Origin of the sequence: Ensifer adhaerens, assembly GCF_013283195.1 — a bacterium.
Classification (GTDB): domain Bacteria; phylum Pseudomonadota; class Alphaproteobacteria; order Rhizobiales; family Rhizobiaceae; genus Ensifer; species Ensifer adhaerens_G.
In genome coordinates, this window is record NZ_JABEKT010000001.1 from 2,031,028 (window position 1) to 2,052,144 (window position 21,117).

Genomic DNA, 21,117 nt, shown 5'->3' on the forward strand with positions numbered 1-21,117 from the left:
GACCAATTTCGAAAGGGAGTCCCTATGGCTCGCGAATACAAAATCGAAGACTACCGCAACTTCGGTATCATGGCGCACATCGACGCCGGCAAGACGACGACGACCGAACGTATTCTCTACTACACCGGTAAGTCCCATAAGATCGGCGAAGTCCATGACGGCGCCGCTACCATGGACTGGATGGAGCAGGAGCAGGAACGCGGCATCACCATCACGTCTGCTGCGACCACGACCTTCTGGAAGGGCCGTGACGGCAAGACCCGCCGCTTCAACATCATCGACACCCCCGGCCACGTCGACTTCACCATCGAAGTCGAGCGTTCGCTGCGTGTTCTCGACGGCGCCATCGCGCTGCTCGACGCCAACGCCGGTGTTGAGCCGCAGACGGAAACCGTCTGGCGTCAGGCTGAGAAGTACAATGTCCCGCGGATGATCTTCTGCAACAAGATGGACAAGACCGGCGCTGACTTCTACCGCTCCGTTTCGATGATCAAGTCGCGCCTCGGTGCGATCCCGGTCGTCATGCAGCTGCCGATCGGCGCTGAGACCGAGTTCAAGGGCGTCATCGACCTGATCGAGATGAACGCACTCATCTGGCGCGACGAATCGCTCGGCGCCCAGTGGGACGTCGTCGAGATCCCGGACGATATGAAGGCAGAAGCGCAGAAGTACCGCGAACTGCTGATCGAGACCGTTGTCGAGATCGACGAAGCAGCGACCGAAGCGTACCTGGAAGGCAATTTGCCTGACAACGACCAGATCCGCGCGCTCGTTCGCCGTGGCACCATCGACGTGAAGTTCCACCCGATGTTCTGCGGTACCGCGTTCAAGAACAAGGGCGTTCAGCCGCTTCTCGACGCCGTCGTCGACTACCTGCCGTCGCCGCTGGACATCCCGGCGATCAAGGGCATCGACGTCAAGACCGAAGCCGAGACCGAGCGCCATGCTGACGACAGCGAGCCGCTCTCGATGCTCGCCTTCAAGATCATGAACGACCCCTTCGTCGGTTCGCTCACCTTCGCCCGCATCTACTCCGGCAAGCTCGAAAAGGGCACGTCGGTCATGAACACGGTCAAGGAAAAGCGCGAGCGCGTTGGCCGTATGCTGCAGATGCATTCCAACAGCCGTGAAGACATCGAAGAAGCCTTTGCAGGCGACATCGTTGCTCTGGCTGGCCTCAAGGAAACCACCACTGGCGATACGCTCTGCGACCCGCTGAAGCCGGTTATCCTCGAGCGCATGGAATTCCCGGAGCCGGTCATCCAGATCGCTATCGAGCCGAAGACCAAGGGCGACCAGGAGAAGATGGGCCTCGCGCTCAACCGCCTGGCTGCAGAAGACCCGTCGTTCCGCGTCAAGACGGACGAAGAGTCCGGCCAGACGATCATCGCAGGTATGGGTGAACTTCACCTCGACATCCTGGTTGACCGTATGCGCCGCGAATTCAAGGTCGAAGCAACCGTCGGCGCGCCGCAGGTTGCCTACCGCGAAACCATCACGCGTCAGCACGAAGAAGACTACACGCACAAGAAGCAGTCCGGTGGTACCGGCCAGTTCGCGCGCGTCAAGATCGTCTTCGAACCGAACCCGGATGGCGAAGACTTCAAGTTCGAGTCCAAGATCGTCGGTGGTGCTGTTCCGAAGGAATACATCCCGGGCGTTCAGAAGGGCATCGAAAGCGTTCTGTCTTCGGGTCCGCTCGCAGGCTTCCCGATGCTCGGCGTCAAGGCGACGCTCATCGACGGTGCCTTCCACGACGTCGACTCGTCGGTTCTGGCGTTCGAAATCGCTTCGCGTGCCTGCTTCCGTGAAGCAGCCAAGAAGGCCGGCGCTCAGCTCCTCGAGCCGATGATGAAGGTCGAAGTCGTAACGCCGGAAGACTACGTCGGTGACGTTATCGGCGACTTGAACTCGCGTCGTGGCCAGATCCAGGGCCAGGAAGCACGCGGCGTTGCTGTCGTGATCAACGCAAACGTCCCGCTCGCGAACATGTTCAAGTACGTGGACAACCTGCGCTCGATGTCTCAGGGCCGCGCCCAGTACACGATGACCTTCGATCACTACTCGCCGGTCCCGTCGAACGTCGCACAGGAAATCCAGGCAAAGTATTCCGGTCAGAAGTGACCGGAATACCCTTTCGCTGAAATAGATAGATAAGATTTCCCCGACAGGGGACAGGAAACGGAGAGCCGAAAATGGCAAAGAGCAAATTTGAGCGCAACAAGCCGCACGTTAACATTGGCACGATTGGCCACGTTGACCATGGCAAGACGTCGCTGACCGCAGCGATCACGAAGTACTTCGGCGAGTACAAGGCGTACGACCAGATCGACGCTGCTCCGGAAGAAAAGGCCCGTGGTATCACGATTTCGACGGCTCACGTTGAGTATGAGACGCCGAACCGTCACTACGCGCACGTCGACTGCCCCGGCCACGCCGACTACGTCAAGAACATGATCACCGGTGCTGCGCAGATGGACGGCGCGATCCTGGTTTGCTCGGCTGCTGACGGCCCGATGCCGCAGACCCGCGAGCACATCCTGCTTGCTCGCCAGGTTGGCGTTCCGGCAATCGTCGTGTTCCTCAACAAGGTCGACCAGGTTGACGACGCCGAGCTTCTCGAGCTCGTCGAGCTTGAAGTTCGCGAACTTCTGTCGTCCTACGAATTCCCGGGCGACGACATTCCGATCATCAAGGGTTCGGCACTTGCTGCTCTTGAAGATTCCGACAAGAAGATCGGTGAAGACGCGATCCGCGAGCTGATGGCCGCTGTCGACGCCTACATCCCGACGCCTGAGCGTCCGATCGACCTTCCGTTCCTGATGCCGATCGAAGACGTGTTCTCGATCTCGGGCCGTGGTACGGTTGTGACCGGTCGCGTTGAGCGCGGCATCGTCAAGGTCGGCGAAGAAGTTGAAATCGTCGGCATCCGCGACACGTCGAAGACGACGGTTACGGGCGTTGAAATGTTCCGCAAGCTGCTCGACCAGGGCCAGGCCGGCGACAACATCGGCGCGCTGGTTCGTGGTGTTAACCGTGACGGCGTTGAGCGTGGCCAGATCCTGTGCAAGCCGGGTTCGGTCAAGCCGCACAAGAAGTTCATGGCTGAAGCCTACATCCTGACGAAGGAAGAAGGCGGTCGTCATACGCCGTTCTTCACGAACTACCGTCCGCAGTTCTACTTCCGCACGACGGACGTGACCGGTATCGTGACGCTTCCGGAAGGCACGGAAATGGTTATGCCTGGCGACAACGTCACCGTTGCCGTTGAGCTGATCGTTCCGATCGCGATGGAAGAAAAGCTGCGCTTCGCTATCCGCGAAGGCGGCCGCACCGTCGGCGCCGGCATCGTCGCTTCGATCGTCGAGTAATCGACGACGGGCGGAATGGGCGGGGCGCATCGGTATGCGCCCCGGACATAGCCGCCCAGCAAGATTTAGTTGGTCGCACGGCTTGCCGACGACGCCGAAATAGTGCAAATGGCGCGCAAGCGTGATTTGCATGGTGCGTCGGCATTGTGCGAACGCGAAAGTACAGGCCGGCCACGGCCGCTCAAATAGGAAGGGGCAGGGGAAACCTTGTCCCTCCGATCTTTGAAAAATTAGCGGACTGGCCGAACATCAAACGAAGTTCAATGCGCGTTTCTCCACGGAAACCGCAACTAACATGAACAAGGATAAGTCGTATGAACGGCCAGAACATCCGCATCCGCCTCAAGGCGTTTGATCACCGGATCCTCGATGCCTCGACGCGCGAAATCGTCTCGACGGCCAAGCGCACCGGTGCCAGCGTGCGCGGTCCAGTACCGCTGCCGACGCGCATTGAAAAATTTACGGTCAACCGTTCGCCGCACGTCGACAAGAAGAGCCGCGAACAGTTCGAAATGCGTACCCACAAGCGCCTTCTCGATATCGTAGATCCGACCCCGCAGACCGTTGACGCGCTGATGAAGCTCGACCTCGCTGCCGGCGTCGACGTGGAAATTAAGCTTTAATAACAAGGAAGGTACGTGGACTTCGGTCCAACGGCTTCCAGAAACGGGCGACCCGACGTTCCGCAAGGAGCAGAGGGAGACCTTAAACAAGAGATGCGAGGGGGTTCGCCCCGTCGTTAACTCTCAAGAGGAATGAACCGATGCGTTCAGGTGTGATTGCACAGAAAGTGGGAATGACGCGCGTCTACAACGACGCCGGCGAGCATATCCCGGTAACAGTATTGCGGCTGGAAAACTGCCAGGTGGTAGCCCAGCGCACGGACGACAAGAACGGCTATACCGCTGTCCAGTTGGGCGCTGGCACTGCCAAGGTCAAGAATACGCCGAAGGCGATGCGCGGCCACTTTGCTGCCGCCAACGTCGAACCGAAGGCGAAGCTCGTCGAATTCCGCGTTTCCGCGGACAATCTGATCGACATCGGCTCCGAACTGACCGCAAACCATTTCGTTGCGGGCCAGCTCGTCGACGTTACCGGTACCACGATCGGTAAGGGCTTTGCCGGCGCCATCAAGCGCCACAACTTCGGCGGCCTTCGTGCAACGCACGGCGTTTCCGTATCGCACCGCTCGCATGGTTCGACCGGCTCCAACCAGGATCCGGGTCGCGTCTGGAAGGGCAAGCGCATGGCTGGTCACATGGGCCAGACGCGCGTTACCACGCAGAACCTCGAAGTCGTATCGACCGACGAAGATCGTGGTCTGATCCTGGTCAAGGGCGCAGTCCCCGGCTCCAAGGGTGCCTGGATCGTCGTTCGTGACGCCATCAAGTCGGGCACCCCGGAAGGCGCACCGCGCCCCGCGGCCGTGCGCGCCGAAGCATCCAAGTAAGGGAGCCGAATTATGGATCTCACCGTCAAAACCCTCGAGGGCAAGGACGCGGGAAAGGTTTCCCTTTCGGACGCCATTTTCGGTCTCGAACCCCGTGAAGACATCATTGCCCGCGTCGTTCGCTGGCAGCTCGCCAAGAAGCAGCAGGGCACGCACAAGTCGAAGGGCCGCGCAGAAGTTTCGCGCACCGGCGCCAAGATGTACAAGCAGAAGGGTACGGGCCGCGCCCGCCACCACTCCGCTCGCGCGCCGCAGTTCCGTGGTGGTGGTAAGGCTCATGGCCCGGTTGTTCGCAGCCACGCCCATGACCTGCCGAAGAAGGTTCGTGCACTCGGCCTTCGCCACGCTCTGTCTGCCAAGCTGAAGGCTGAAAACATCATCGTCCTCGACGATCTCGTTGCCGCAGAAGCAAAGACCAAGACCCTCGCAGGCGTTTTCGCCTCGCTGGGCCTGACCAATGCTCTGATCATCGGTGGCGCCGAAATCGAGAACAACTTCAAGCTCGCCGCTCAGAACATTCCGAATGTGGACGTTCTGCCGGTTCAGGGCATCAACGTTTACGACATTCTGCGCCGTGGCAAGCTCGTGCTTTCCAAGGCTGCCGTGGAAGCTCTGGAGGAGCGGTTCAAATGACGGATCTTCGCCACTACGACGTGATCGTGTCCCCCTCGATCACTGAAAAGTCGACGCTGGTTTCCGAACAGAACCAGATCGTCTTCAACGTCGCCAAGGGCGCTTCGAAGCCTGAAATCAAGGCTGCTGTCGAAGCACTGTTCGGCGTCAAGGTTACGGCCGTGAACACGCTCGTCCGCAAGGGCAAGACCAAGCGCTTCCGCGGCTTTACCGGGAAGCAGAAGGACGTGAAGAAGGCGATCATCACGCTCGCCGACGGTCAGTCCATCGACGTCTCCACCGGTCTCTAACGGATAGGCCCATTAGGGTAAAAACCCAAAAGGGAACAATAAAATGGCATTGAAAAGTTTCAATCCGACGACCCCGAGCCAGCGCCAGTTGGTCATCGTTGACCGGTCCGGCCTCTACAAGGGCAAGCCGGTCAAGGCGCTGACCGAAGGTTTGCACTCCAAGGGCGGTCGCAACAACCTTGGCCGTATCACCGTCCGCTTCCAGGGCGGCGGTCACAAGCGGACCTACCGTCTGGTCGACTTCAAGCGTCGCAAGTTCGACGTCGAAGGCACCGTCGAGCGTCTGGAATATGACCCGAACCGCACCGCGTTCATCGCGCTGATCACCTACGCCGATGGCGAACAGGCCTATATCCTCGCTCCGCAGCGCCTCGCTGCCGGCGACAAGGTCATCGCTTCGGGCAAGGCAGCCGTCGACGTCAAGCCCGGCAACACCATGCCGCTGCAGTTCATCCCGGTCGGCTCCATCATCCACAACGTGGAAATGAAGCCGGGCAAGGGTGGTCAGCTCGCTCGTTCGGCCGGTACCTACGCTCAGCTCGTTGGTCGTGACCAGGGCATGGCGATCCTCCGCCTGAACTCTGGCGAGCAGCGCCTGGTGCACGGTTCGTGCCTGGCATCGATCGGCGCCGTGTCGAACCCCGACCACGGCAACATCAATGACGGTAAGGCTGGTCGTTCGCGTTGGCGCGGCAAGAAGCCGCACGTTCGCGGCGTCGTCATGAACCCGGTTGACCATCCGCACGGCGGTGGTGAAGGCCGCACATCCGGTGGTCGTCACCCGGTTACCCCGTGGGGCAAGCCCACGAAGGGTAAGCGGACGCGCTCGAACAAGTCGACCGACAAGTTCATCATGCGCTCGCGCCACCAGAAGAAGAAGTAAGAGAGGAAGTCTCGAATGACTCGTTCAGTATGGAAAGGTCCGTTCGTTGACGGCTATCTTCTCAAGAAGGCTGAGAAGGTCCGCGAAGGCGGTCGTAACGAAGTGATCAAGATGTGGAGCCGTCGCTCCACGATCCTTCCGCAGTTTGTCGGCCTCACCTTCGGCGTCTACAACGGCAGCAAGCACGTTCCGGTCAGCGTCAATGAAGACATGGTCGGCCACAAGTTTGGCGAATTCTCTCCGACCCGGACCTACTACGGTCATGGTGCGGACAAGAAGGCAAAGAGGAAGTAACAATGGGCAAGGCAAAAGCCGAACGCCGGCTGAAGGATAATGAAGCGCAGGCAATTGCGCGCACGATCCGCGTCAGCCCCCAGAAGCTCAACCTGGTTGCCGCGATGATCCGCGGCAAGAAGGTCGAGCGCGCTCTGGCCGAACTCGAGTTCTCGCGCAAGCGGATCTCCGAGACGGTCAAGAAGACGCTTGAATCCGCGATCGCAAACGCTGAGAACAACCACGACCTCGACGTTGATTCGCTCATCGTTGCCGAGGCATATGTTGGCAAGTCGATTGTGATGAAGCGCTTCCACGCTCGTGGTCGCGGCCGTGCATCGCGTGTTGAGAAGCCGTTCTCTCACTTGACGATCATCGTTCGTGAAGTGGAAGCCAAAGGGGAGGCTGCATAATGGGCCAGAAGATTAATCCGATCGGTTTCCGTCTCGGCATCAACCGGACCTGGGATAGCCGTTGGTTCGCTGATAACGCGGAATACGGTCAGCTTCTGCATGAAGACCTGAAGATCCGCGCTTACCTGATGGAAGAGCTGAAGGCCGCTGGCATCGCCAAGGTCGTGATCGAGCGTCCGCACAAGAAGTGCCGCGTGACGATCCACTCGGCTCGCCCGGGTCTGATCATCGGCAAGAAGGGTGCAGACATCGAAAAGCTCCGCAAGAAGCTTTCCGAGATGACCAACTCCGAAACCCACCTCAACATCGTTGAAGTGCGCAAGCCGGAAGTTGACGCAACCCTCGTTGCTCAGTCGATCGCTCAGCAGCTCGAGCGCCGCGTGGCTTTCCGCCGTGCGATGAAGCGCGCTGTTCAGTCGGCAATGCGTCTTGGCGCCGAAGGCATCAAGATCACCTGCGCCGGTCGTCTCGGTGGTGCCGAAATCGCTCGTACCGAATGGTACCGCGAAGGTCGCGTTCCGCTGCACACGCTGCGTGCGGACATCGACTACGGCACGTCTGAAGCTGAAACCGCTTTCGGTATCTGCGGCATCAAGGTCTGGATCTTCAAGGGCGAAATCCTTGAGCACGATCCGATGGCCTCCGAGCGTCGCGCCATCGAGAGTGACAATCAGGGCGGCAGCAGCAGAGACCGTCGTCGCGAAAACGCGTAACACGCGTCTGGCAGCCAATATCGGAGAATTAAAAAAATGTTGCAGCCAAAGCGTACGAAGTATCGCAAGCAATTCAAGGGCCGCATCAAGGGCGTAGCCAAGGGCGGATCTGATCTTGCCTTTGGTGAATTCGGCCTGAAGGCTCAAGAACCAAACCGCGTCAATGCGCGCGAGATCGAAGCGGCCCGCCGCGCGATCACGCGTCACATGAAGCGCGCCGGCCGCGTCTGGATCCGTGTGTTCCCTGACGTTCCGGTCACAGCCAAGCCTACCGAAGTCCGCATGGGTAAGGGTAAGGGCTCGGTCGAATACTGGGCATGCAAGGTCAAGCCTGGTCGTATGATGTTCGAGATCGATGGTGTCAGCGAAGAACTCGCCCGTGAGGCACTTCGTCTTGGTGCTGCCAAGCTCTCTGTCAAGACGCGCTTCGTGCAGCGTATCGCAGAGTAAGGAGTGAATCTCATGAAAGCCGCAGATGTTCGCGCTTTGAGCGCCGATCAACTCAACGAAGAGCTTGCCAAGCTGAAGAAAGAGCAGTTCAATCTGCGTTTCCAGAAGGCAACCGGCCAGCTCGAAAAGTCGTCGCGTATCGACGAAGTCCGTAAGGACATCGCACGCGTCAAAACAATTGCCCGCCAGAAGGCGGCAGAAGCCAAGGCCTAAGGACCACAAAATATGCCGAAACGCATTCTGCAGGGCACTGTTGTCAGCGACAAGAACGACAAGACCGTCGTCGTAAGGGTCGAGCGCCGCTTTGCGCACCCGATTCTCCAGAAGACCGTCCGCCGTTCGAAGAAGTACAAGGCGCACGACGAAAACAACCAGTACAAGGTTGGTGACGTTGTTTCCATCGAGGAATGCGCGCCGATCTCCAAGGATAAGCGCTGGACGGTGGTTGCCGCCCAGGCTTGATTTCTGCGGGATTTGACCGCGAGACCCTTGCGTCTTGGGCAAATACCTGTATGAAGCACGCAATTGAAGTGAAGGAACGCTCGAGTCCGGGCGTTCTTTTGCTTTGAGATAGGCACAATAAGCCGGGCGAGGGGGTCTAGACCCAACCGGCCCGGTAACAACAAGAAGGCGACCTGACATGATTCAGATGCAAACAAACCTCGACGTGGCGGATAATTCCGGCGCACGTCGTGTCATGTGCATCAAGGTGCTGGGCGGCTCCAAGCGTAAGTACGCGTCGATCGGCGACATCATCGTCGTTTCGATCAAGGAAGCCATTCCGCGCGGCCGCGTGAAGAAGGGTGATGTCATGAAGGCTGTTGTCGTTCGCACCGCGAAAGACATCCGCCGTGCGGATGGCAGCGTCATTCGTTTTGACACAAACGCAGCCGTTCTTATCGATAACAAGAAAGAGCCGATCGGCACCCGTATCTTCGGACCGGTTCCGCGCGAACTTCGCGCCAAGAACCACATGAAGATCATCTCGCTGGCTCCGGAAGTACTCTAAGGGAGCGTTGAGAGATGCAAAAGATTCGTAAAGGCGACAAGGTCGTCGTTCTCACCGGTAAGGACAAGGGTCGTACCGGCGAAGTCGTACAGGTAATGCCGAAGGAAGATCGGGCTGTAGTGCGTGGCGTAAACATGGTGAAGCGTCACCAGCGCCAGACCCAGAGCCAGGAAGCCGGCATCATCAACAAGGAAGCCTCGATCCATCTTTCGAACATCGCGATTGCCGATCCGAAGGACGGCAAGCCGACCCGCGTCGGCTTCAAGATCGACGGTGACAAGAAGGTCCGCGTGGCCAAGCGTTCGGGAGTAGTGATCGATGGCTAAGTCCGCTTATGAGCCCCGGCTCAAGAAGGAATATGTCGAGCGTATTCGTGCGGCTATGCAGGAGAAGTTCTCCTACGCCAACGAAATGCAGATCCCGCGCCTCGACAAGATCGTCATCAACATGGGTGTTGGCGAATCGACTGGCGACTCGAAGAAGCCGACCGTCGCAGCTGCCGACCTCGCTGCGATTGCTGGTCAGAAGCCGGTAATCACCCGCGCTCGCAACTCGATCGCTGGCTTCAAGCTGCGCGAAGGCATGCCGATTGGTGCCAAGGTTACCCTGCGCGGCGTTCGGATGTATGAGTTCCTGGATCGTCTCGTGAACATCGCTCTTCCGCGCGTTCGGGACTTCCGTGGCCTCAACCCGAAGTCCTTCGATGGCCGTGGCAACTTCGCCATGGGCGTCAAGGAGCACATTGTGTTCCCTGAGATCAACTACGACAAGGTTGATCAGATGTGGGGCATGGACATCATCGTTTGCACGACGGCTACTAACGACGACGAAGCACGCGCTCTGCTCACAGAGTTCAACTTCCCGTTCCGTCAGTAATCCGTAACGACAAGCGTAAAGAAGGATAACTGTTATGGCGAAAACGAGCGCAGTTGAAAAGAACAAGCGCCGCCGCAAACTGGTTGCCGGGCAAGCCTCTAAGCGCGCCGCTCTTAAGGCAATCATCATGAACCAGTCTCTGCCGATCGAAGAGCGGTTCAAGGCAACCATCAAGCTGGCTGAACTGCCGCGTGATGGATCCAAGACCCGCATCCGCAACCGTTGTGAAGTTACGGGCCGTCCGCGCGCCTACTATCGTAAACTTCGCATGTCGCGTATTGCGCTTCGCGAACTGGGCAACTCTGGCCGCGTGCCGGGTATTGTCAAGTCGAGCTGGTAAGGAGACGGGCACATGGCAATGACTGATCCGCTGGGCGATATGCTCACCCGTATCCGTAACGGCGCGGCACGCCGCAAGTCGAGCGTTTCCACGCCGGCTTCGAAGCTCCGCGCACGTGTTCTGGATGTCCTTCAGGCTGAAGGCTACATCCGTGGATACTCTGAAGTTGTATTTGGCAACGGCAAGGCCGAGCTGAACATCGAACTGAAGTACTACGAAGGCGCTTCCGTAATCCGTGAGATCGGACGCGTTTCCAAGCCGGGCCGCCGAGTTTATGTCTCGGTTAAGTCCATTCCGCAGGTCGCGAACGGCCTCGGCATCACCATCCTTTCGACTCCGAAGGGTGTGATGGCCGATCATCAGGCACGCGAACAGAATGTTGGTGGCGAGATTCTTTGCTCCGTCTTCTAAGACGTAACATGATCTCCATAGCGAACAGACAGGTATAAAAATGTCTCGTATCGGTAAGAAGCCCGTTCAAGTTCCTGCAGGCGTCACGGCAAGCGTGGATGGCCAGAAGGTAACGGCGAAGGGCCCTAAGGGCGAACTGTTCTTTGTTGCAAACGACGAAGTTTCGGTCGCTCTCGAAGAAAACGCGGTTGTTGTACAGCCGCTCAACCAGAGCAAGGATGCTCGTTCGAAGTGGGGCATGTCCCGCACGATGATCGAGAACATCCTGAAGGGCGTCAAGGACGGTTACGAGCGCAAGCTCGAAATCAACGGCGTTGGTTACCGCGCGTCGCTGCAGGGCAAGAACTTGCAGCTGGCACTCGGTTTCAGCCACGACGTCGTCTACCAGACGCCGGAAGGCATCACGATCGCTGTACCGAAGCCGACGGAAATCATCGTCTCCGGCATCAACAAGCAGCAGGTCGGCCAGGTTGCAGCGGAAATCCGCGAATACCGCGGCCCCGAGCCCTACAAGGGCAAGGGCGTCAAGTATGCCGAAGAGCGGATTGTCCGCAAAGAAGGCAAGAAGAAGTAAGGATCACGCGAAATGGCTAGCAGGAAAGATACTCTTGTGCGTCGCGCCAACCGCGTGCGCCGTCAAATCAAGGCGGTCGCGAATGGCCGTCCGCGCCTGTCGGTTCATCGCTCGTCGAAGAACATCTACGTACAGGTTATCGACGACGTGGCCGGCAAGACGCTTGCGTCTGCCTCCACGCTCGACACCGATCTGCGTTCGTCTTTGAAGACGGGCGCTGACGCGGCAGCAGCAGCTGCCGTCGGCAAGCTCATCGCTGAGCGCGCCGTAAAGGCTGGCGTCAAGGACGTTGTCTTTGATCGTGGCGCCTTCATCTATCACGGCCGCATCAAGGCTTTGGCCGAAGCTGCACGTGAAGGTGGTCTGAACTTCTGATCGGTTGCCAGGCGGGCTTTGTGTCCGCCTGGCACCTTCATGAGTTTCCGGTCGCTTCCGATCCATGTGACGGGGGCGACTTTTGTCAATCTGCCGATTGCACCCGGAAAAGAAAAAGGAAAAGGACAATGGCACAGGAAAGAAGGGGTTCTCGCGAAGATCGCCAGAACCGCGAAGAGCGCGACAGCGAATTTGTCGATAAGCTCGTAGCAATTAACCGCGTCGCCAAGGTGGTGAAGGGCGGTCGTCGTTTCGGTTTCGCAGCTCTCGTCGTCGTTGGCGACCAGAAGGGCCGCGTTGGCTTCGGTCATGGCAAGGCGCGCGAAGTGCCGGAAGCCATCCGCAAGGCAACGGAAGCCGCCAAGCGCGACCTGATCTTCGTCCCGCTGCGTGGTGGTCGTACCCTGCATCACGACGTTCACGGCCGTCACGGCGCCGGCAAGGTGCTGCTGCGTTCGGCCAAGGCCGGTACCGGTATCATCGCTGGTGGTCCGATGCGCGCCGTCTTCGAAACGCTCGGCGTTCATGACGTCGTCGCTAAGTCGACCGGCTCGTCGAACCCGTACAACATGGTTCGTGCAACGTTCGACGCCCTCAAGAACCAGATGCACCCGAAGGACATCGCAGCTCAGCGCGGCATGAAGTACGCCACGCTCCAGGCTCGTCGTGTTTCCTCCGGCGCTGCTTCCGAAGAATAAGGGAGCTGACAGATGGCTAAGAAAGAAAACGCTGCGAAGACGGTTACCGTCGAGCAGATCGGTAGCCCCATTCGCCGTCCGGCCGTACAGCGTCAGACGCTTATCGGCCTGGGCCTCAACAAGATGCACCGGGTTCGCACGCTGGAAGATACCCCAGCTGTTCGCGGCATGATCCGGTCGGTCCAGCACCTCGTTCGCGTCGTCGACGAGAAGTGAGGGGGATAAGCTCATGAAACTGAATGAAATCAAGGACAACGAAGGCTCGACCAAGAACCGCAAGCGTCTTGGCCGCGGCATCGGCTCCGGCTCCGGCAAGACTGCCGGTCGCGGTGTGAAGGGTCAGAAGGCTCGTTCGGGCGTTGCCATCAACGGCTTCGAAGGCGGCCAGATGCCAATCTACCGTCGTCTGCCGAAGCGCGGCTTCAACAACATCTTCGCTTCGGAGTTTGTTGTCGTGTCGCTCGGCCGCATCCAGACGGCAATCGACGCCAAGAAGCTTGACGCTTCGAAGTCCGTCGATGCAGCAGCTCTCAAGGCTGCCGGCGTGATCCGTCGCGAAAAGGACGGCGTTCGCGTGCTGGCCGATGGCGAACTGAAGGCGAAGATCTCGCTCGAAGTTGCAGGCGCTTCCAAGTCGGCGATCGAAAAGATCGAAAAGGCTGGCGGCTCCATCAAGCTGCTTTCGGCTGCTGCCGAATAATATTACTGATCAACCGCCCGGGGTGCTTCACTCCGGGCGGTTTTGCTCCCATATGTGAGCCTCACGTCCGCGATGGCGAATCGCTCGCCTCGGCGGACATAGCGGAAACCACGGTGAGGCATCCGATTGCAGACACAATCGCCTCGCGTCCGGTTTTCAAGACGAAAAGTTAGTCCTTCCGGAACGGACAGGGTACTCCCGCTGATTCCGAGATTTGGTACGCGGAGAATTGCATGGCTTCTGCAGCGGAACAGCTCGCCTCGAACCTGAATTTCTCGACTTTCGCCAAGGCGGAAGATCTGAAGAAACGACTGTGGTTCACGCTTGGTGCGCTTTTGGTCTACCGTCTTGGCACCTATATCCCGCTGCCAGGCCTCAATCCGGACGCGTTCGCGCAGGCCTTCCAGGGCCAGAGCGGCGGTATCCTCGGCCTCTTCAACATGTTTTCGGGCGGTGCAGTGGAGCGCATGGCGATCTTCGCGCTCGGCATCATGCCCTATATCTCTGCTTCGATCATCGTTCAGCTGATGACCTCCGTCGTTCCGGCGCTGGAACAGCTGAAGAAGGAAGGCGAGCAGGGTCGCAAGATTATCAACCAGTACACCCGCTACGGCACGGTGCTTCTCGGCGTCATGCAGGCCTATGGCATTGCCGTCGGCCTTGAGAGCGGCAACGGCCTCGTCAACGATCCAGGCTGGTTCTTCCGCATTTCCACGGTCATTTCGCTGCTCGGCGGCACGATGTTCCTGATGTGGCTCGGCGAACAGATCACGTCGCGTGGTATCGGCAACGGGATCTCGCTGATCATCTTCGCCGGTATCGTCGCTCATCTGCCGACCGCACTTGCCGGCACGCTCGAACTCGGCCGCACCGGCGCGCTGTCGACCCCTCTGATTCTGGCGATCATCGTCATGATCGTTGCGGTTATCGCGCTCATCGTCTTCGTCGAACGCGCCCAGCGCCGGCTTCTGATCCAGTATCCGAAGCGCCAGGTCGGCAACCGCATGTTCCAGGGCGACACCTCGCACCTGCCGCTGAAGCTCAACACCGCGGGCGTCATCCCGGCGATCTTCGCGTCGTCGCTGCTGCTGCTGCCGGCAACGCTTGCTGGCTTTGCCAACACCGCGACGCTGCCCGGCTGGGCGACGTCGATCGTCAGCGCGCTCGGCCACGGCCAGCCGCTCTACATGGTGCTCTACGGCGGCATGATCGCGTTCTTCGCCTTCTTCTATACGGCCATCGTCTTCAACCCGAAGGACACGGCCGACAATCTGAAGAAGCACGGTGGCTTCATTCCGGGCATCCGTCCGGGCGAGCGCACCGCCGAATACATCGATTACGTCCTGACGCGCATCACCGTGCTTGGCGCGATCTACCTGATCTTCGTCTGCATTCTGCCTGAAATTCTCATCGCGCAGACCGGCGTGCCGTTCTACCTTGGTGGTACGTCGCTTTTGATTGTTGTCAGCGTTACCCTTGATACGGTAGCACAGATCCAGGGTCACCTCATTGCTCAGCAGTATGAGGGGCTGATCAAGAAGTCGAAGCTGCGCGGAGGGAAGAGGGGACGATGAGACTGATTTTTTTGGGACCGCCCGGAGCTGGCAAGGGGACGCAAGCCAAGCTTCTGACGGAGAGGTACGGTATTCCGCAGCTTTCCACAGGTGACATGTTGCGGGCGGCCGTCGCCCAGGCGACCGAAGTCGGCAAGCGGGCCAAGGCTGTCATGGACGCCGGCCAGCTCGTTTCTGATGCGATCGTCAACGAGATCGTGTCGGACCGGATCGATGCGCCGGATTGTGCCAACGGCTTTATCCTCGATGGATATCCGCGCACGGTTCCGCAGGCGGTCGCTCTCGGCCAGATGCTCAAAGGCAAGGGCTTGAAGCTCGACGCAGTGATCGAGCTCAAGGTCGACGAGACGGCGCTTGTAAAGCGCATGGAGAATCGCGTAGCGGAAACCATCGCTGCGGGCGGATCGGTCAGATCGGACGACAATCCGGAAGCCTTCAAGCGTCGGCTTACGGAATATCGCGAAAAGACCGCACCTTTGTCGGAGCACTATGCCGGCACTGGTGAGCTGAAGACGATTGATGGCATGGCCGATGTGGACGCCGTGACAGCACAGATCGAGAAGATTCTGGCCTAGACCCTGGGTCTTTGCCGAAAAGGAACCGCCGGGGAGTTGACTTTTCCGGCTGATTCCGCCAAAGACAGCGCCAACTCGCGACATGGGAGCGATCGGCGCGGTCTTCAACGAAACGAAGTCCGGGTACGGTCGTTTTTGACGTGTCTCGAACCTCAATCAACGTGCGGCTCTTGAGGCCGCGTAACGAAGCACCTATTGCCGGATGGCAACTGGAACGCAAGGAGAATAGACGTGGCACGTATCGCTGGCGTCAACATCCCGACGGCAAAGCGCGTTGTTATCGCGCTGACCTACATTCACGGGATCGGACCGAAATTCGCACAGGAAATCGTCGAGAAGGTCGGTATTCCGGCTGATCGCCGCGTGCATCAGTTGACGGATGCTGAAGTTCTTCAGATCCGCGAAACGATCGACCGCGACTACCAGGTTGAAGGTGACCTGCGTCGTGACACGTCGATGAACATCAAGCGTCTGATGGACCTGGGCTGCTACCGCGGCCTGCGTCATCGCCGCAGCCTGCCGGTGCGCGGTCAGCGTACCCACACCAATGCCCGCACCCGCAAGGGTCCGGCAAAGGCGATCGCCGGTAAGAAGAAGTAATTTCCCGAATAGGGAGATTGGGAGGCTGGCGCACGCGCCGGCCTCCTTTTGCAGTTTGGGAAGGGCGATGCCCGACCGTCGCGGAGCCGGACCGGTTTCGTGAAATACCTGCAGGGCCGGTTCCTCCGGTCCTGGATGAAACTGAAGAAGCAGGGCAGGGGACGAAAATTCCTTTCCCGGTGGAGCCGCTGGAATTACGGCGGTGCAGAGATCTAAGAAAGGGATCCTATGGCCAAGGAAGCCACCCGCGTTCGCCGTCGCGAACGCAAGAACATCACGTCTGGCGTAGCGCACGTCAATTCGTCGTTCAACAACACCATGATCACCATCACCGACGCACAGGGCAACGCAATTGCCTGGTCGTCTGCCGGTGCGAAGGGTTTCAAGGGCTCGCGTAAGTCGACCCCGTTTGCCGCTCAGATCGCCGCTGAAGACTGCGCCAAGAAGGCTCAGGAACACGGCATGAAGTCGCTTGAAGTCGAAGTTTGCGGCCCAGGTTCCGGTCGTGAATCCGCTCTTCGCGCACTGCAGGCAGCGGGCTTCATGATCACCTCGATCCGCGATGTGACCCCGATCCCGCACAACGGTTGCCGCCCGCGCAAGAAGCGCCGCGTCTGATCATTTGCGTTCAAAATGCCGGTGAGGGCGCTTCGGCGCGCTCCCGGACTTCGGGGCTCGGTTGTCACGATTGGATGGTGACAACGAACGGAAGGCACAAAACATGATCCAGAAAAATTGGCAGGAACTGATCAAGCCGAACAAGGTGGAGTTCATCTCCTCGGGCCGCACCAAGGCAACGTTGGTCGCGGAACCGCTTGAACGCGGCTTTGGTCTGACGCTCGGCAACGCGCTTCGTCGCGTGCTGTTGTCGTCGCTTCGCGGTGCTGCTGTCACCGCGGTGCAGATCGACGGCGTCCTGCATGAGTTCTCCTCTATCCCGGGCGTCCGGGAAGACGTGACGGACATCGTGCTCAACATCAAGGAAATCGCCATCAAGATGGATGGCGACGACGCAAAGCGCATGGTTGTGCGCAAGCAGGGTCCGGGCGTTGTAACCGCCGGTGACATCCAGACGGTTGGCGACATCGAAATCCTCAACCCGAACCATGTGATCTGCACCCTCGACGAGGGCGCTGAAATCCGCATGGAGTTCACCGTCAACAACGGCAAGGGCTACGTTCCGGCTGACCGCAACCGTTCGGAAGATGCTCCGATCGGCCTCATCCCGGTCGACAGCCTGTACTCGCCGGTCAAGAAGGTCTCGTACAAGGTGGAAAACACCCGCGAAGGCCAGGTTCTTGATTATGACAAGCTGACGATGTCCATCGAGACGGACGGTTCCGTCACCGGTGAAGATGCGATCGCGTTTGCGGCCCGTATCCTTCAGGACCAGCTGTCGGTTTTCGTCAACTTCGACGAGCCGCAGAAGGAAGCAGAGGAAGAGGCTGTCACCGAACTCGCCTTCAACCCGGCGCTTCTCAAGAAGGTCGACGAACTGGAGCTTTCCGTCCGTTCGGCCAACTGCCTGAAGAACGACAACATCGTCTACATTGGCGACCTCATTCAGAAGACCGAAGCAGAAATGCTCCGCACGCCGAATTTTGGTCGCAAGTCGCTGAACGAAATCAAGGAAGTTCTCGCTTCCATGGGCCTCCACCTCGGCATGGAAGTGCCGTCCTGGCCGCCTGAGAACATCGAAGATCTCGCCAAGCGTTACGAAGACCAATACTAACCATTAGACTGCGGGCAGATGCCTGCAAGTGAAGGAGAATAGCAATGCGCCACGGTAAAGCCGGCCGCAAGCTGAATAGAACCGCCAGCCACCGCAAGGCGATGTTTGCCAACATGGCAGCTTCGCTGATCGAGCACGAGCAGATCGTTACGACCCTGCCGAAGGCTAAGGAAATCCGCCCGATCGTTGAAAAGCTCGTCACCCTCGGCAAGCGCGGCGACCTGCATGCTCGTCGTCAGGCGATCTCGCAGATCCGCGACGCTGTTGTCGTTGCCAAGCTGTTCGACACGATCGCTTCGCGCTACGCCACCCGCAACGGCGGCTACCTGCGTATCATGAAGGCTGGCTTCCGCCAGGGCGACAACGCTGCTCTCGCCGTCATCGAATTCGTTGACCGCGACACCGATGCAAAGGGTGCGAAGGATCGCGCTCGCGTCGCAGCTGAAGCTGACGCCGCAGAAGCAGCCTGATTATTTCAGGCTGATTGAATTGAAAGCGGCCGAGTGTTCGTCACCCGGCCGCTTTTTTATGTCCGATCATTCGGTGAGGCCGCGTCTTACAGCCAGACCATCAGCCTCGCTGATCGGGACGTACAGACACTGCGCCGCCGATCCGCTTGCGAATGTAACCAGCACGCCTACCGCCGTGGTCAACGGCCAGAGGCAGTGCCAGGTTGAGGGTCTCTTGCAGTGGAATTGTCCGACAGGGCCATCTATGCCCGACGGCTTCTGTTGGCCCCAAGAGGCCAATGGGCCTCATATCGAGGCTGGCACACATAAACCGTCGACGAAGGAAAATACACCGTCATGGAGGCGATAGAAGCCGTCTTGCGGGACCGGGAGTTCCAGCATTTCTCGTTTCGATAGGCCTGCGTAGACGCCTCGGATAATTCGCCCGAACAAGCCGTGTGATATCGCTATCGTCGGACGCCCGATATCTGCAATCCATGCTTTCGCACGGTTGCAAGCATGGTCGAAGTTCTCACCATCAGGTGATTTGAAATACCAATCGAAAGCATCGGAACCGTCGAGATAGCCGGGGAACTCCGAGTTGATCTCAAATGTGGTCATCCCGTCCCATGAGCCAAGCGTGACCTCCATGAGCCGGGCATCTTCGCTGCTTGGGACGGAAAGCACACGTTGAACCCTGCGCGCGGTCTCGCGAGTTCTGCCAAGGGGACTGACTTCCATCACGGACGACTGAGCGGCATCAGCGATCTCGTGAAAGAGAATTCTTGCGACGAAATCTGCCTGATCGATACCGCTCGGAGTAAGTGACGAGTCCATTTGGCCCTGAAACCTCCCGAGTGTGTTCCAAATGGTTTCACCATGCCGCAACAGGTAAATATTCGACACGCGAATGCCCCTCTTAAACGACTAAATACAAGAATGGACATTCGCATGGCCGATTGATGACCGCAATTGGCGCGAAGCGGCCGTCCCGTCATGGCGGCAGTCTTCGATACGGCATGACGGATCTTGTTCAAGGTACAGCAGGGTACCGCCTACGCTACGGCATCCTTTGCGTGTCGGTGCGGCGGGTTGGCCTGCCGTTTGCGCTTCAGATAGGGCTTGCGCACCAGCCGCCATCCCAAAAGCAAGGCGACGAGCGCGAGATAGGTCATCTGCTCGAGACCGACCACCTTCACCGACATGGCAAAATGCAATGCACCCGCCGCAGCGATGACATAGGCGAGCTTGTGCAACTGGTTCCAGCGGCTGCCAAGGCGTCGGATCGACCAATTGTTCGATGTCAACGCCAGCGGAATGAGCATCACCAGACCGGCCATTCCGATGGTGATGAACGGGCGCCTGGAAATGTCGGCGATGATGGCGGGCATGTTCAAGACCTGGTCGAGCAGGAAATAGGCCAGGAAGTGCATGGCGACGTAGTAGAAGGCGAGCAGCCCGAGGGCACGTCGATAGCGCAGCCAGTTGATCCCGAAGAGGTCGCGGATCGGGGTGATCGCCAGCGTGGCGACCAGAAAGCGCAGCGCCCAGATGCCCAGCAGATGCTCGAATTCCTTGACCGGATTTCCCGGAAGCCGCCCGGCCGCGCCGAGATAGAAGGCAGCAAGCGCCGGACAGAGACCGAGCCAGTACAGTGCCCAGACGGACGCCGTGTGGAAGCGTTTTGGCAGGGCTGGCAGTTTGGCCATGGTCAGAAATTCGCTTTCAGGTCCATGCCGGCATAAAGGCCGGCGACTTCGTCCGCATAGCCGTTGAAAGGCAGTGTGTCGCGCCGGTTGGCACCGAAGAAGCCGCCGCCGCCGATCCTGTTTTCTGTCGCCTGGCTCCAGCGCGGATGGTCGACGGCGGGGTTCACATTGGCGTAAAAGCCATACTCGGTCGGCGCCGAGAGGTTCCAGGTCGAAGGTGGCGGTGTTTCCGTCAGCGAGATCCGCACGATCGACTTGATACCCTTGAAGCCGTATTTCCAGGGGGTGACGAGCCGGATCGGCGCGCCGTTCTGGTTGGGCAGGGTCTTGCCATAGACGCCGACCGAGAGAATGGTTAGCGGGTGACGGGCCTCGTCGAGGCGCAGGCCTTCGCGGTAGGGCCAGGGCAGCGGCTGGAAGAAGCCGGATTGGCCGGGCATTTGCTCCGGGCGCACCACGGTTTCGAACGAGACGTACTTGGCACTACCAAGCGGCTCGACCTTGTCGAGGAGTGCCGCGAGCGGAAATCCGGTCCAGGGAATAACCATCGACCAGGCTTCGACGCACCGCATCCGATAGACACGTTCCTCAAGTGGAAGCGCCAGAAGCTCCTCCAGCCCGAACTCCTTCGGCTTGGCGACGAGACCGTCGACCTTCACGGTCCACGGCGTCGGCTTGAATGCATCCGAATTTGCGGCAGGATCGGCCTTGCCGGTCCCGAATTCGTAAAAATTGTTGTAGCCCGTGACGTCGGCTTCCGGTGTCAGATCTTCGTCGACGGTGTATTTGCCTTTTGGTGCCGCAAGGGCGGCCGCCTGGGCAGCACCCGCGCCCGCGCCGAGCAGGGCGCCAGCAGTCGTTGCCAGAAATGTGCGTCGTGAAAGAAAGCAGCGCTCCGGTGTGATTTCGGATGGTGCGATTCTCGGTGGACGATAGGCCGGCATGATCTTTTCCGCTTTGAAGGTGTGGGTCTTGTCTGCTCAAACTGACCAGAGTTTCGATCACTGAGAAAGAGGCGG

32 protein-coding genes are annotated in these 21,117 nt (G+C 59.1%); 29 read left to right on the forward strand and 3 right to left on the reverse strand.

From position 1 onward, the window contains the following. The first annotated feature begins 24 nt into the window (after positions 1–24). The 29 genes from fusA (at position 25) to rplQ (ending at position 18,410) form a co-directional block, all read left to right on the forward strand. Positions 25–2,124 (forward strand): elongation factor G, encoded by a 2,100-nt coding sequence (fusA, locus tag LPJGGPFB_RS09580; protein WP_173419737.1) that lies wholly within the window; start codon positions 25–27, stop codon positions 2,122–2,124. 71 nt (positions 2,125–2,195) lie between these two features. Beyond that, positions 2,196–3,371, forward strand: coding sequence for an elongation factor Tu (gene tuf, locus LPJGGPFB_RS09585; RefSeq protein ID WP_173419732.1), 1,176 nt, complete (start codon positions 2,196–2,198; stop codon positions 3,369–3,371). A 314-nt stretch (positions 3,372–3,685) separates the two neighbouring features. Continuing rightward, positions 3,686–3,994, forward strand: coding sequence for a 30S ribosomal protein S10 (gene rpsJ, locus LPJGGPFB_RS09590; RefSeq protein ID WP_003507767.1), 309 nt, complete (start codon positions 3,686–3,688; stop codon positions 3,992–3,994). A gap of 140 nt (positions 3,995–4,134) precedes the next feature. Further along, on the forward strand, positions 4,135–4,821 hold the full coding sequence (gene rplC, locus LPJGGPFB_RS09595; protein WP_025426664.1) for a 50S ribosomal protein L3: 687 nt from the start codon (positions 4,135–4,137) through the stop codon (positions 4,819–4,821). Between the two features lie 12 nt (positions 4,822–4,833). Further along, on the forward strand, positions 4,834–5,454 hold the full coding sequence (gene rplD / locus LPJGGPFB_RS09600; RefSeq protein WP_112811830.1) for a 50S ribosomal protein L4: 621 nt from the start codon (positions 4,834–4,836) through the stop codon (positions 5,452–5,454). Then, the gene (locus tag LPJGGPFB_RS09605; RefSeq protein ID WP_025426666.1) at positions 5,451–5,744 is read left to right on the forward strand and encodes a 50S ribosomal protein L23; all 294 of its coding nucleotides are present in this window, start codon (positions 5,451–5,453) and stop codon (positions 5,742–5,744) included. Before rplD ends, LPJGGPFB_RS09605 begins: the two co-directional genes overlap by 4 nt. A 43-nt stretch (positions 5,745–5,787) precedes the next feature. Continuing rightward, the gene (gene rplB, locus LPJGGPFB_RS09610; RefSeq protein ID WP_112811829.1) at positions 5,788–6,627 is read left to right on the forward strand and encodes a 50S ribosomal protein L2; all 840 of its coding nucleotides are present in this window, start codon (positions 5,788–5,790) and stop codon (positions 6,625–6,627) included. A gap of 15 nt (positions 6,628–6,642) precedes the next feature. Beyond that, positions 6,643–6,921: a 30S ribosomal protein S19 gene (gene rpsS, locus LPJGGPFB_RS09615; protein WP_112811828.1), complete on the forward strand. Its 279-nt coding sequence runs from the start codon at positions 6,643–6,645 to the stop codon at positions 6,919–6,921. A gap of 2 nt (positions 6,922–6,923) precedes the next feature. Then, the gene (gene rplV / locus LPJGGPFB_RS09620) at positions 6,924–7,313 is read left to right on the forward strand and encodes a 50S ribosomal protein L22 (protein WP_112811827.1); all 390 of its coding nucleotides are present in this window, start codon (positions 6,924–6,926) and stop codon (positions 7,311–7,313) included. Beyond that, a complete protein-coding gene (gene rpsC / locus LPJGGPFB_RS09625) occupies positions 7,313–8,026 on the forward strand; it encodes a 30S ribosomal protein S3 (RefSeq protein WP_053247115.1) in 714 nt (237 codons plus the stop codon). Before rplV ends, rpsC begins: the two co-directional genes overlap by 1 nt. Positions 8,027–8,062: 36 nt before the next feature. Then, the gene (rplP, locus tag LPJGGPFB_RS09630) at positions 8,063–8,476 is read left to right on the forward strand and encodes a 50S ribosomal protein L16 (protein WP_011975175.1); all 414 of its coding nucleotides are present in this window, start codon (positions 8,063–8,065) and stop codon (positions 8,474–8,476) included. A gap of 12 nt (positions 8,477–8,488) precedes the next feature. Beyond that, positions 8,489–8,689, forward strand: coding sequence for a 50S ribosomal protein L29 (rpmC, locus tag LPJGGPFB_RS09635; protein ID WP_025426672.1), 201 nt, complete (start codon positions 8,489–8,491; stop codon positions 8,687–8,689). Between the two features lie 12 nt (positions 8,690–8,701). Beyond that, positions 8,702–8,938 carry a 30S ribosomal protein S17 gene (gene rpsQ / locus LPJGGPFB_RS09640; protein ID WP_025426673.1) on the forward strand — a complete coding sequence of 79 codons (237 nt, stop codon included), beginning with the start codon at positions 8,702–8,704 and terminating at the stop codon, positions 8,936–8,938. 178 nt (positions 8,939–9,116) lie between these two features. Next, positions 9,117–9,485, forward strand: a complete 369-nt coding sequence (gene rplN / locus LPJGGPFB_RS09645; RefSeq protein ID WP_003536525.1) for a 50S ribosomal protein L14 — start codon at positions 9,117–9,119, stop codon at positions 9,483–9,485. A gap of 14 nt (positions 9,486–9,499) precedes the next feature. Beyond that, the gene (gene rplX, locus LPJGGPFB_RS09650; RefSeq protein ID WP_025426674.1) at positions 9,500–9,811 is read left to right on the forward strand and encodes a 50S ribosomal protein L24; all 312 of its coding nucleotides are present in this window, start codon (positions 9,500–9,502) and stop codon (positions 9,809–9,811) included. Beyond that, complete coding sequence (rplE, locus tag LPJGGPFB_RS09655) at positions 9,804–10,361, forward strand: 50S ribosomal protein L5 (protein ID WP_025426675.1); 558 nt, start codon at positions 9,804–9,806, stop codon at positions 10,359–10,361. The genes rplX and rplE overlap by 8 nt, the downstream gene beginning before the upstream one ends. Positions 10,362–10,395: 34 nt before the next feature. Continuing rightward, entirely contained in the window at positions 10,396–10,701 is a 306-nt protein-coding gene (gene rpsN / locus LPJGGPFB_RS09660; protein ID WP_025426676.1) for a 30S ribosomal protein S14, read from the forward strand. Positions 10,702–10,713: 12 nt separating this feature from the next. After that, complete coding sequence (rpsH, locus tag LPJGGPFB_RS09665) at positions 10,714–11,112, forward strand: 30S ribosomal protein S8 (RefSeq protein ID WP_025426677.1); 399 nt, start codon at positions 10,714–10,716, stop codon at positions 11,110–11,112. Positions 11,113–11,152: 40 nt separating this feature from the next. Then, positions 11,153–11,686, forward strand: coding sequence for a 50S ribosomal protein L6 (gene rplF, locus LPJGGPFB_RS09670; protein WP_112811826.1), 534 nt, complete (start codon positions 11,153–11,155; stop codon positions 11,684–11,686). 12 nt (positions 11,687–11,698) lie between these two features. Continuing rightward, on the forward strand, positions 11,699–12,061 hold the full coding sequence (rplR, locus tag LPJGGPFB_RS09675) for a 50S ribosomal protein L18 (protein WP_025426679.1): 363 nt from the start codon (positions 11,699–11,701) through the stop codon (positions 12,059–12,061). A gap of 128 nt (positions 12,062–12,189) precedes the next feature. Further along, on the forward strand, positions 12,190–12,759 hold the full coding sequence (gene rpsE / locus LPJGGPFB_RS09680; protein ID WP_025426680.1) for a 30S ribosomal protein S5: 570 nt from the start codon (positions 12,190–12,192) through the stop codon (positions 12,757–12,759). 12 nt (positions 12,760–12,771) lie between these two features. Beyond that, on the forward strand, positions 12,772–12,975 hold the full coding sequence (rpmD, locus tag LPJGGPFB_RS09685) for a 50S ribosomal protein L30 (RefSeq protein ID WP_025426681.1): 204 nt from the start codon (positions 12,772–12,774) through the stop codon (positions 12,973–12,975). Between the two features lie 13 nt (positions 12,976–12,988). Beyond that, on the forward strand, positions 12,989–13,459 hold the full coding sequence (gene rplO / locus LPJGGPFB_RS09690; protein WP_115420480.1) for a 50S ribosomal protein L15: 471 nt from the start codon (positions 12,989–12,991) through the stop codon (positions 13,457–13,459). Between the two features lie 233 nt (positions 13,460–13,692). Beyond that, positions 13,693–15,033, forward strand: a complete 1,341-nt coding sequence (gene secY / locus LPJGGPFB_RS09695; RefSeq protein ID WP_065785913.1) for a preprotein translocase subunit SecY — start codon at positions 13,693–13,695, stop codon at positions 15,031–15,033. Further along, complete coding sequence (locus LPJGGPFB_RS09700; protein WP_173419738.1) at positions 15,030–15,608, forward strand: adenylate kinase; 579 nt, start codon at positions 15,030–15,032, stop codon at positions 15,606–15,608. Before secY ends, LPJGGPFB_RS09700 begins: the two co-directional genes overlap by 4 nt. 231 nt (positions 15,609–15,839) lie before the next feature. Further along, the gene (gene rpsM, locus LPJGGPFB_RS09705) at positions 15,840–16,208 is read left to right on the forward strand and encodes a 30S ribosomal protein S13 (RefSeq protein WP_025426685.1); all 369 of its coding nucleotides are present in this window, start codon (positions 15,840–15,842) and stop codon (positions 16,206–16,208) included. 228 nt (positions 16,209–16,436) lie between these two features. Continuing rightward, a complete protein-coding gene (rpsK, locus tag LPJGGPFB_RS09710) occupies positions 16,437–16,826 on the forward strand; it encodes a 30S ribosomal protein S11 (RefSeq protein WP_003536496.1) in 390 nt (129 codons plus the stop codon). 103 nt (positions 16,827–16,929) lie between these two features. Beyond that, positions 16,930–17,940: a DNA-directed RNA polymerase subunit alpha gene (locus tag LPJGGPFB_RS09715; RefSeq protein ID WP_025426686.1), complete on the forward strand. Its 1,011-nt coding sequence runs from the start codon at positions 16,930–16,932 to the stop codon at positions 17,938–17,940. A gap of 44 nt (positions 17,941–17,984) precedes the next feature. After that, entirely contained in the window at positions 17,985–18,410 is a 426-nt protein-coding gene (rplQ, locus tag LPJGGPFB_RS09720; protein ID WP_077498418.1) for a 50S ribosomal protein L17, read from the forward strand. A 285-nt stretch (positions 18,411–18,695) separates the two neighbouring features. On the opposite strand, the gene LPJGGPFB_RS09725 is transcribed toward rplQ, so the two are convergent. The 3 genes from LPJGGPFB_RS09725 to msrP form a co-directional block, all read right to left on the reverse strand. Then, the gene (locus LPJGGPFB_RS09725) at positions 18,696–19,295 is read right to left on the reverse strand and encodes a histidine phosphatase family protein (protein WP_173419739.1); all 600 of its coding nucleotides are present in this window, start codon (positions 19,293–19,295) and stop codon (positions 18,696–18,698) included. A gap of 149 nt (positions 19,296–19,444) precedes the next feature. After that, positions 19,445–20,098 carry a protein-methionine-sulfoxide reductase heme-binding subunit MsrQ gene (gene msrQ / locus LPJGGPFB_RS09730; protein WP_173419740.1) on the reverse strand — a complete coding sequence of 218 codons (654 nt, stop codon included), beginning with the start codon at positions 20,096–20,098 and terminating at the stop codon, positions 19,445–19,447. A gap of 2 nt (positions 20,099–20,100) precedes the next feature. After that, a complete protein-coding gene (msrP, locus tag LPJGGPFB_RS09735; protein WP_173419741.1) occupies positions 20,101–21,042 on the reverse strand; it encodes a protein-methionine-sulfoxide reductase catalytic subunit MsrP in 942 nt (313 codons plus the stop codon). Between the last annotated feature and the right edge of the window lie 75 nt (positions 21,043–21,117).

What these genes read in the sequence shown, in the direction of transcription:
- fusA (WP_173419737.1), top strand. Translation starts at nt 25, where the DNA reads ATGGCTCGCGAATACAAAATCGAAGACTACCGCAACTTCGGTATCATG.
- tuf (WP_173419732.1), top strand. Translation starts at nt 2,196, where the DNA reads ATGGCAAAGAGCAAATTTGAGCGCAACAAGCCGCACGTTAACATTGGC.
- rpsJ (WP_003507767.1), top strand. Translation starts at nt 3,686, where the DNA reads ATGAACGGCCAGAACATCCGCATCCGCCTCAAGGCGTTTGATCACCGG.
- rplC (WP_025426664.1), top strand. Translation starts at nt 4,135, where the DNA reads ATGCGTTCAGGTGTGATTGCACAGAAAGTGGGAATGACGCGCGTCTAC.
- rplD (WP_112811830.1), top strand. Translation starts at nt 4,834, where the DNA reads ATGGATCTCACCGTCAAAACCCTCGAGGGCAAGGACGCGGGAAAGGTT.
- LPJGGPFB_RS09605 (WP_025426666.1), top strand. Translation starts at nt 5,451, where the DNA reads ATGACGGATCTTCGCCACTACGACGTGATCGTGTCCCCCTCGATCACT.
- rplB (WP_112811829.1), top strand. Translation starts at nt 5,788, where the DNA reads ATGGCATTGAAAAGTTTCAATCCGACGACCCCGAGCCAGCGCCAGTTG.
- rpsS (WP_112811828.1), top strand. Translation starts at nt 6,643, where the DNA reads ATGACTCGTTCAGTATGGAAAGGTCCGTTCGTTGACGGCTATCTTCTC.
- rplV (WP_112811827.1), top strand. Translation starts at nt 6,924, where the DNA reads ATGGGCAAGGCAAAAGCCGAACGCCGGCTGAAGGATAATGAAGCGCAG.
- rpsC (WP_053247115.1), top strand. Translation starts at nt 7,313, where the DNA reads ATGGGCCAGAAGATTAATCCGATCGGTTTCCGTCTCGGCATCAACCGG.
- rplP (WP_011975175.1), top strand. Translation starts at nt 8,063, where the DNA reads ATGTTGCAGCCAAAGCGTACGAAGTATCGCAAGCAATTCAAGGGCCGC.
- rpmC (WP_025426672.1), top strand. Translation starts at nt 8,489, where the DNA reads ATGAAAGCCGCAGATGTTCGCGCTTTGAGCGCCGATCAACTCAACGAA.
- rpsQ (WP_025426673.1), top strand. Translation starts at nt 8,702, where the DNA reads ATGCCGAAACGCATTCTGCAGGGCACTGTTGTCAGCGACAAGAACGAC.
- rplN (WP_003536525.1), top strand. Translation starts at nt 9,117, where the DNA reads ATGATTCAGATGCAAACAAACCTCGACGTGGCGGATAATTCCGGCGCA.
- rplX (WP_025426674.1), top strand. Translation starts at nt 9,500, where the DNA reads ATGCAAAAGATTCGTAAAGGCGACAAGGTCGTCGTTCTCACCGGTAAG.
- rplE (WP_025426675.1), top strand. Translation starts at nt 9,804, where the DNA reads ATGGCTAAGTCCGCTTATGAGCCCCGGCTCAAGAAGGAATATGTCGAG.
- rpsN (WP_025426676.1), top strand. Translation starts at nt 10,396, where the DNA reads ATGGCGAAAACGAGCGCAGTTGAAAAGAACAAGCGCCGCCGCAAACTG.
- rpsH (WP_025426677.1), top strand. Translation starts at nt 10,714, where the DNA reads ATGGCAATGACTGATCCGCTGGGCGATATGCTCACCCGTATCCGTAAC.
- rplF (WP_112811826.1), top strand. Translation starts at nt 11,153, where the DNA reads ATGTCTCGTATCGGTAAGAAGCCCGTTCAAGTTCCTGCAGGCGTCACG.
- rplR (WP_025426679.1), top strand. Translation starts at nt 11,699, where the DNA reads ATGGCTAGCAGGAAAGATACTCTTGTGCGTCGCGCCAACCGCGTGCGC.
- rpsE (WP_025426680.1), top strand. Translation starts at nt 12,190, where the DNA reads ATGGCACAGGAAAGAAGGGGTTCTCGCGAAGATCGCCAGAACCGCGAA.
- rpmD (WP_025426681.1), top strand. Translation starts at nt 12,772, where the DNA reads ATGGCTAAGAAAGAAAACGCTGCGAAGACGGTTACCGTCGAGCAGATC.
- rplO (WP_115420480.1), top strand. Translation starts at nt 12,989, where the DNA reads ATGAAACTGAATGAAATCAAGGACAACGAAGGCTCGACCAAGAACCGC.
- secY (WP_065785913.1), top strand. Translation starts at nt 13,693, where the DNA reads ATGGCTTCTGCAGCGGAACAGCTCGCCTCGAACCTGAATTTCTCGACT.
- LPJGGPFB_RS09700 (WP_173419738.1), top strand. Translation starts at nt 15,030, where the DNA reads ATGAGACTGATTTTTTTGGGACCGCCCGGAGCTGGCAAGGGGACGCAA.
- rpsK (WP_003536496.1), top strand. Translation starts at nt 16,437, where the DNA reads ATGGCCAAGGAAGCCACCCGCGTTCGCCGTCGCGAACGCAAGAACATC.
- LPJGGPFB_RS09715 (WP_025426686.1), top strand. Translation starts at nt 16,930, where the DNA reads ATGATCCAGAAAAATTGGCAGGAACTGATCAAGCCGAACAAGGTGGAG.
- rplQ (WP_077498418.1), top strand. Translation starts at nt 17,985, where the DNA reads ATGCGCCACGGTAAAGCCGGCCGCAAGCTGAATAGAACCGCCAGCCAC.
- msrQ (WP_173419740.1), bottom strand. Translation starts at nt 20,098, where the DNA reads ATGGCCAAACTGCCAGCCCTGCCAAAACGCTTCCACACGGCGTCCGTC.
- msrP (WP_173419741.1), bottom strand. Translation starts at nt 21,042, where the DNA reads ATGCCGGCCTATCGTCCACCGAGAATCGCACCATCCGAAATCACACCG.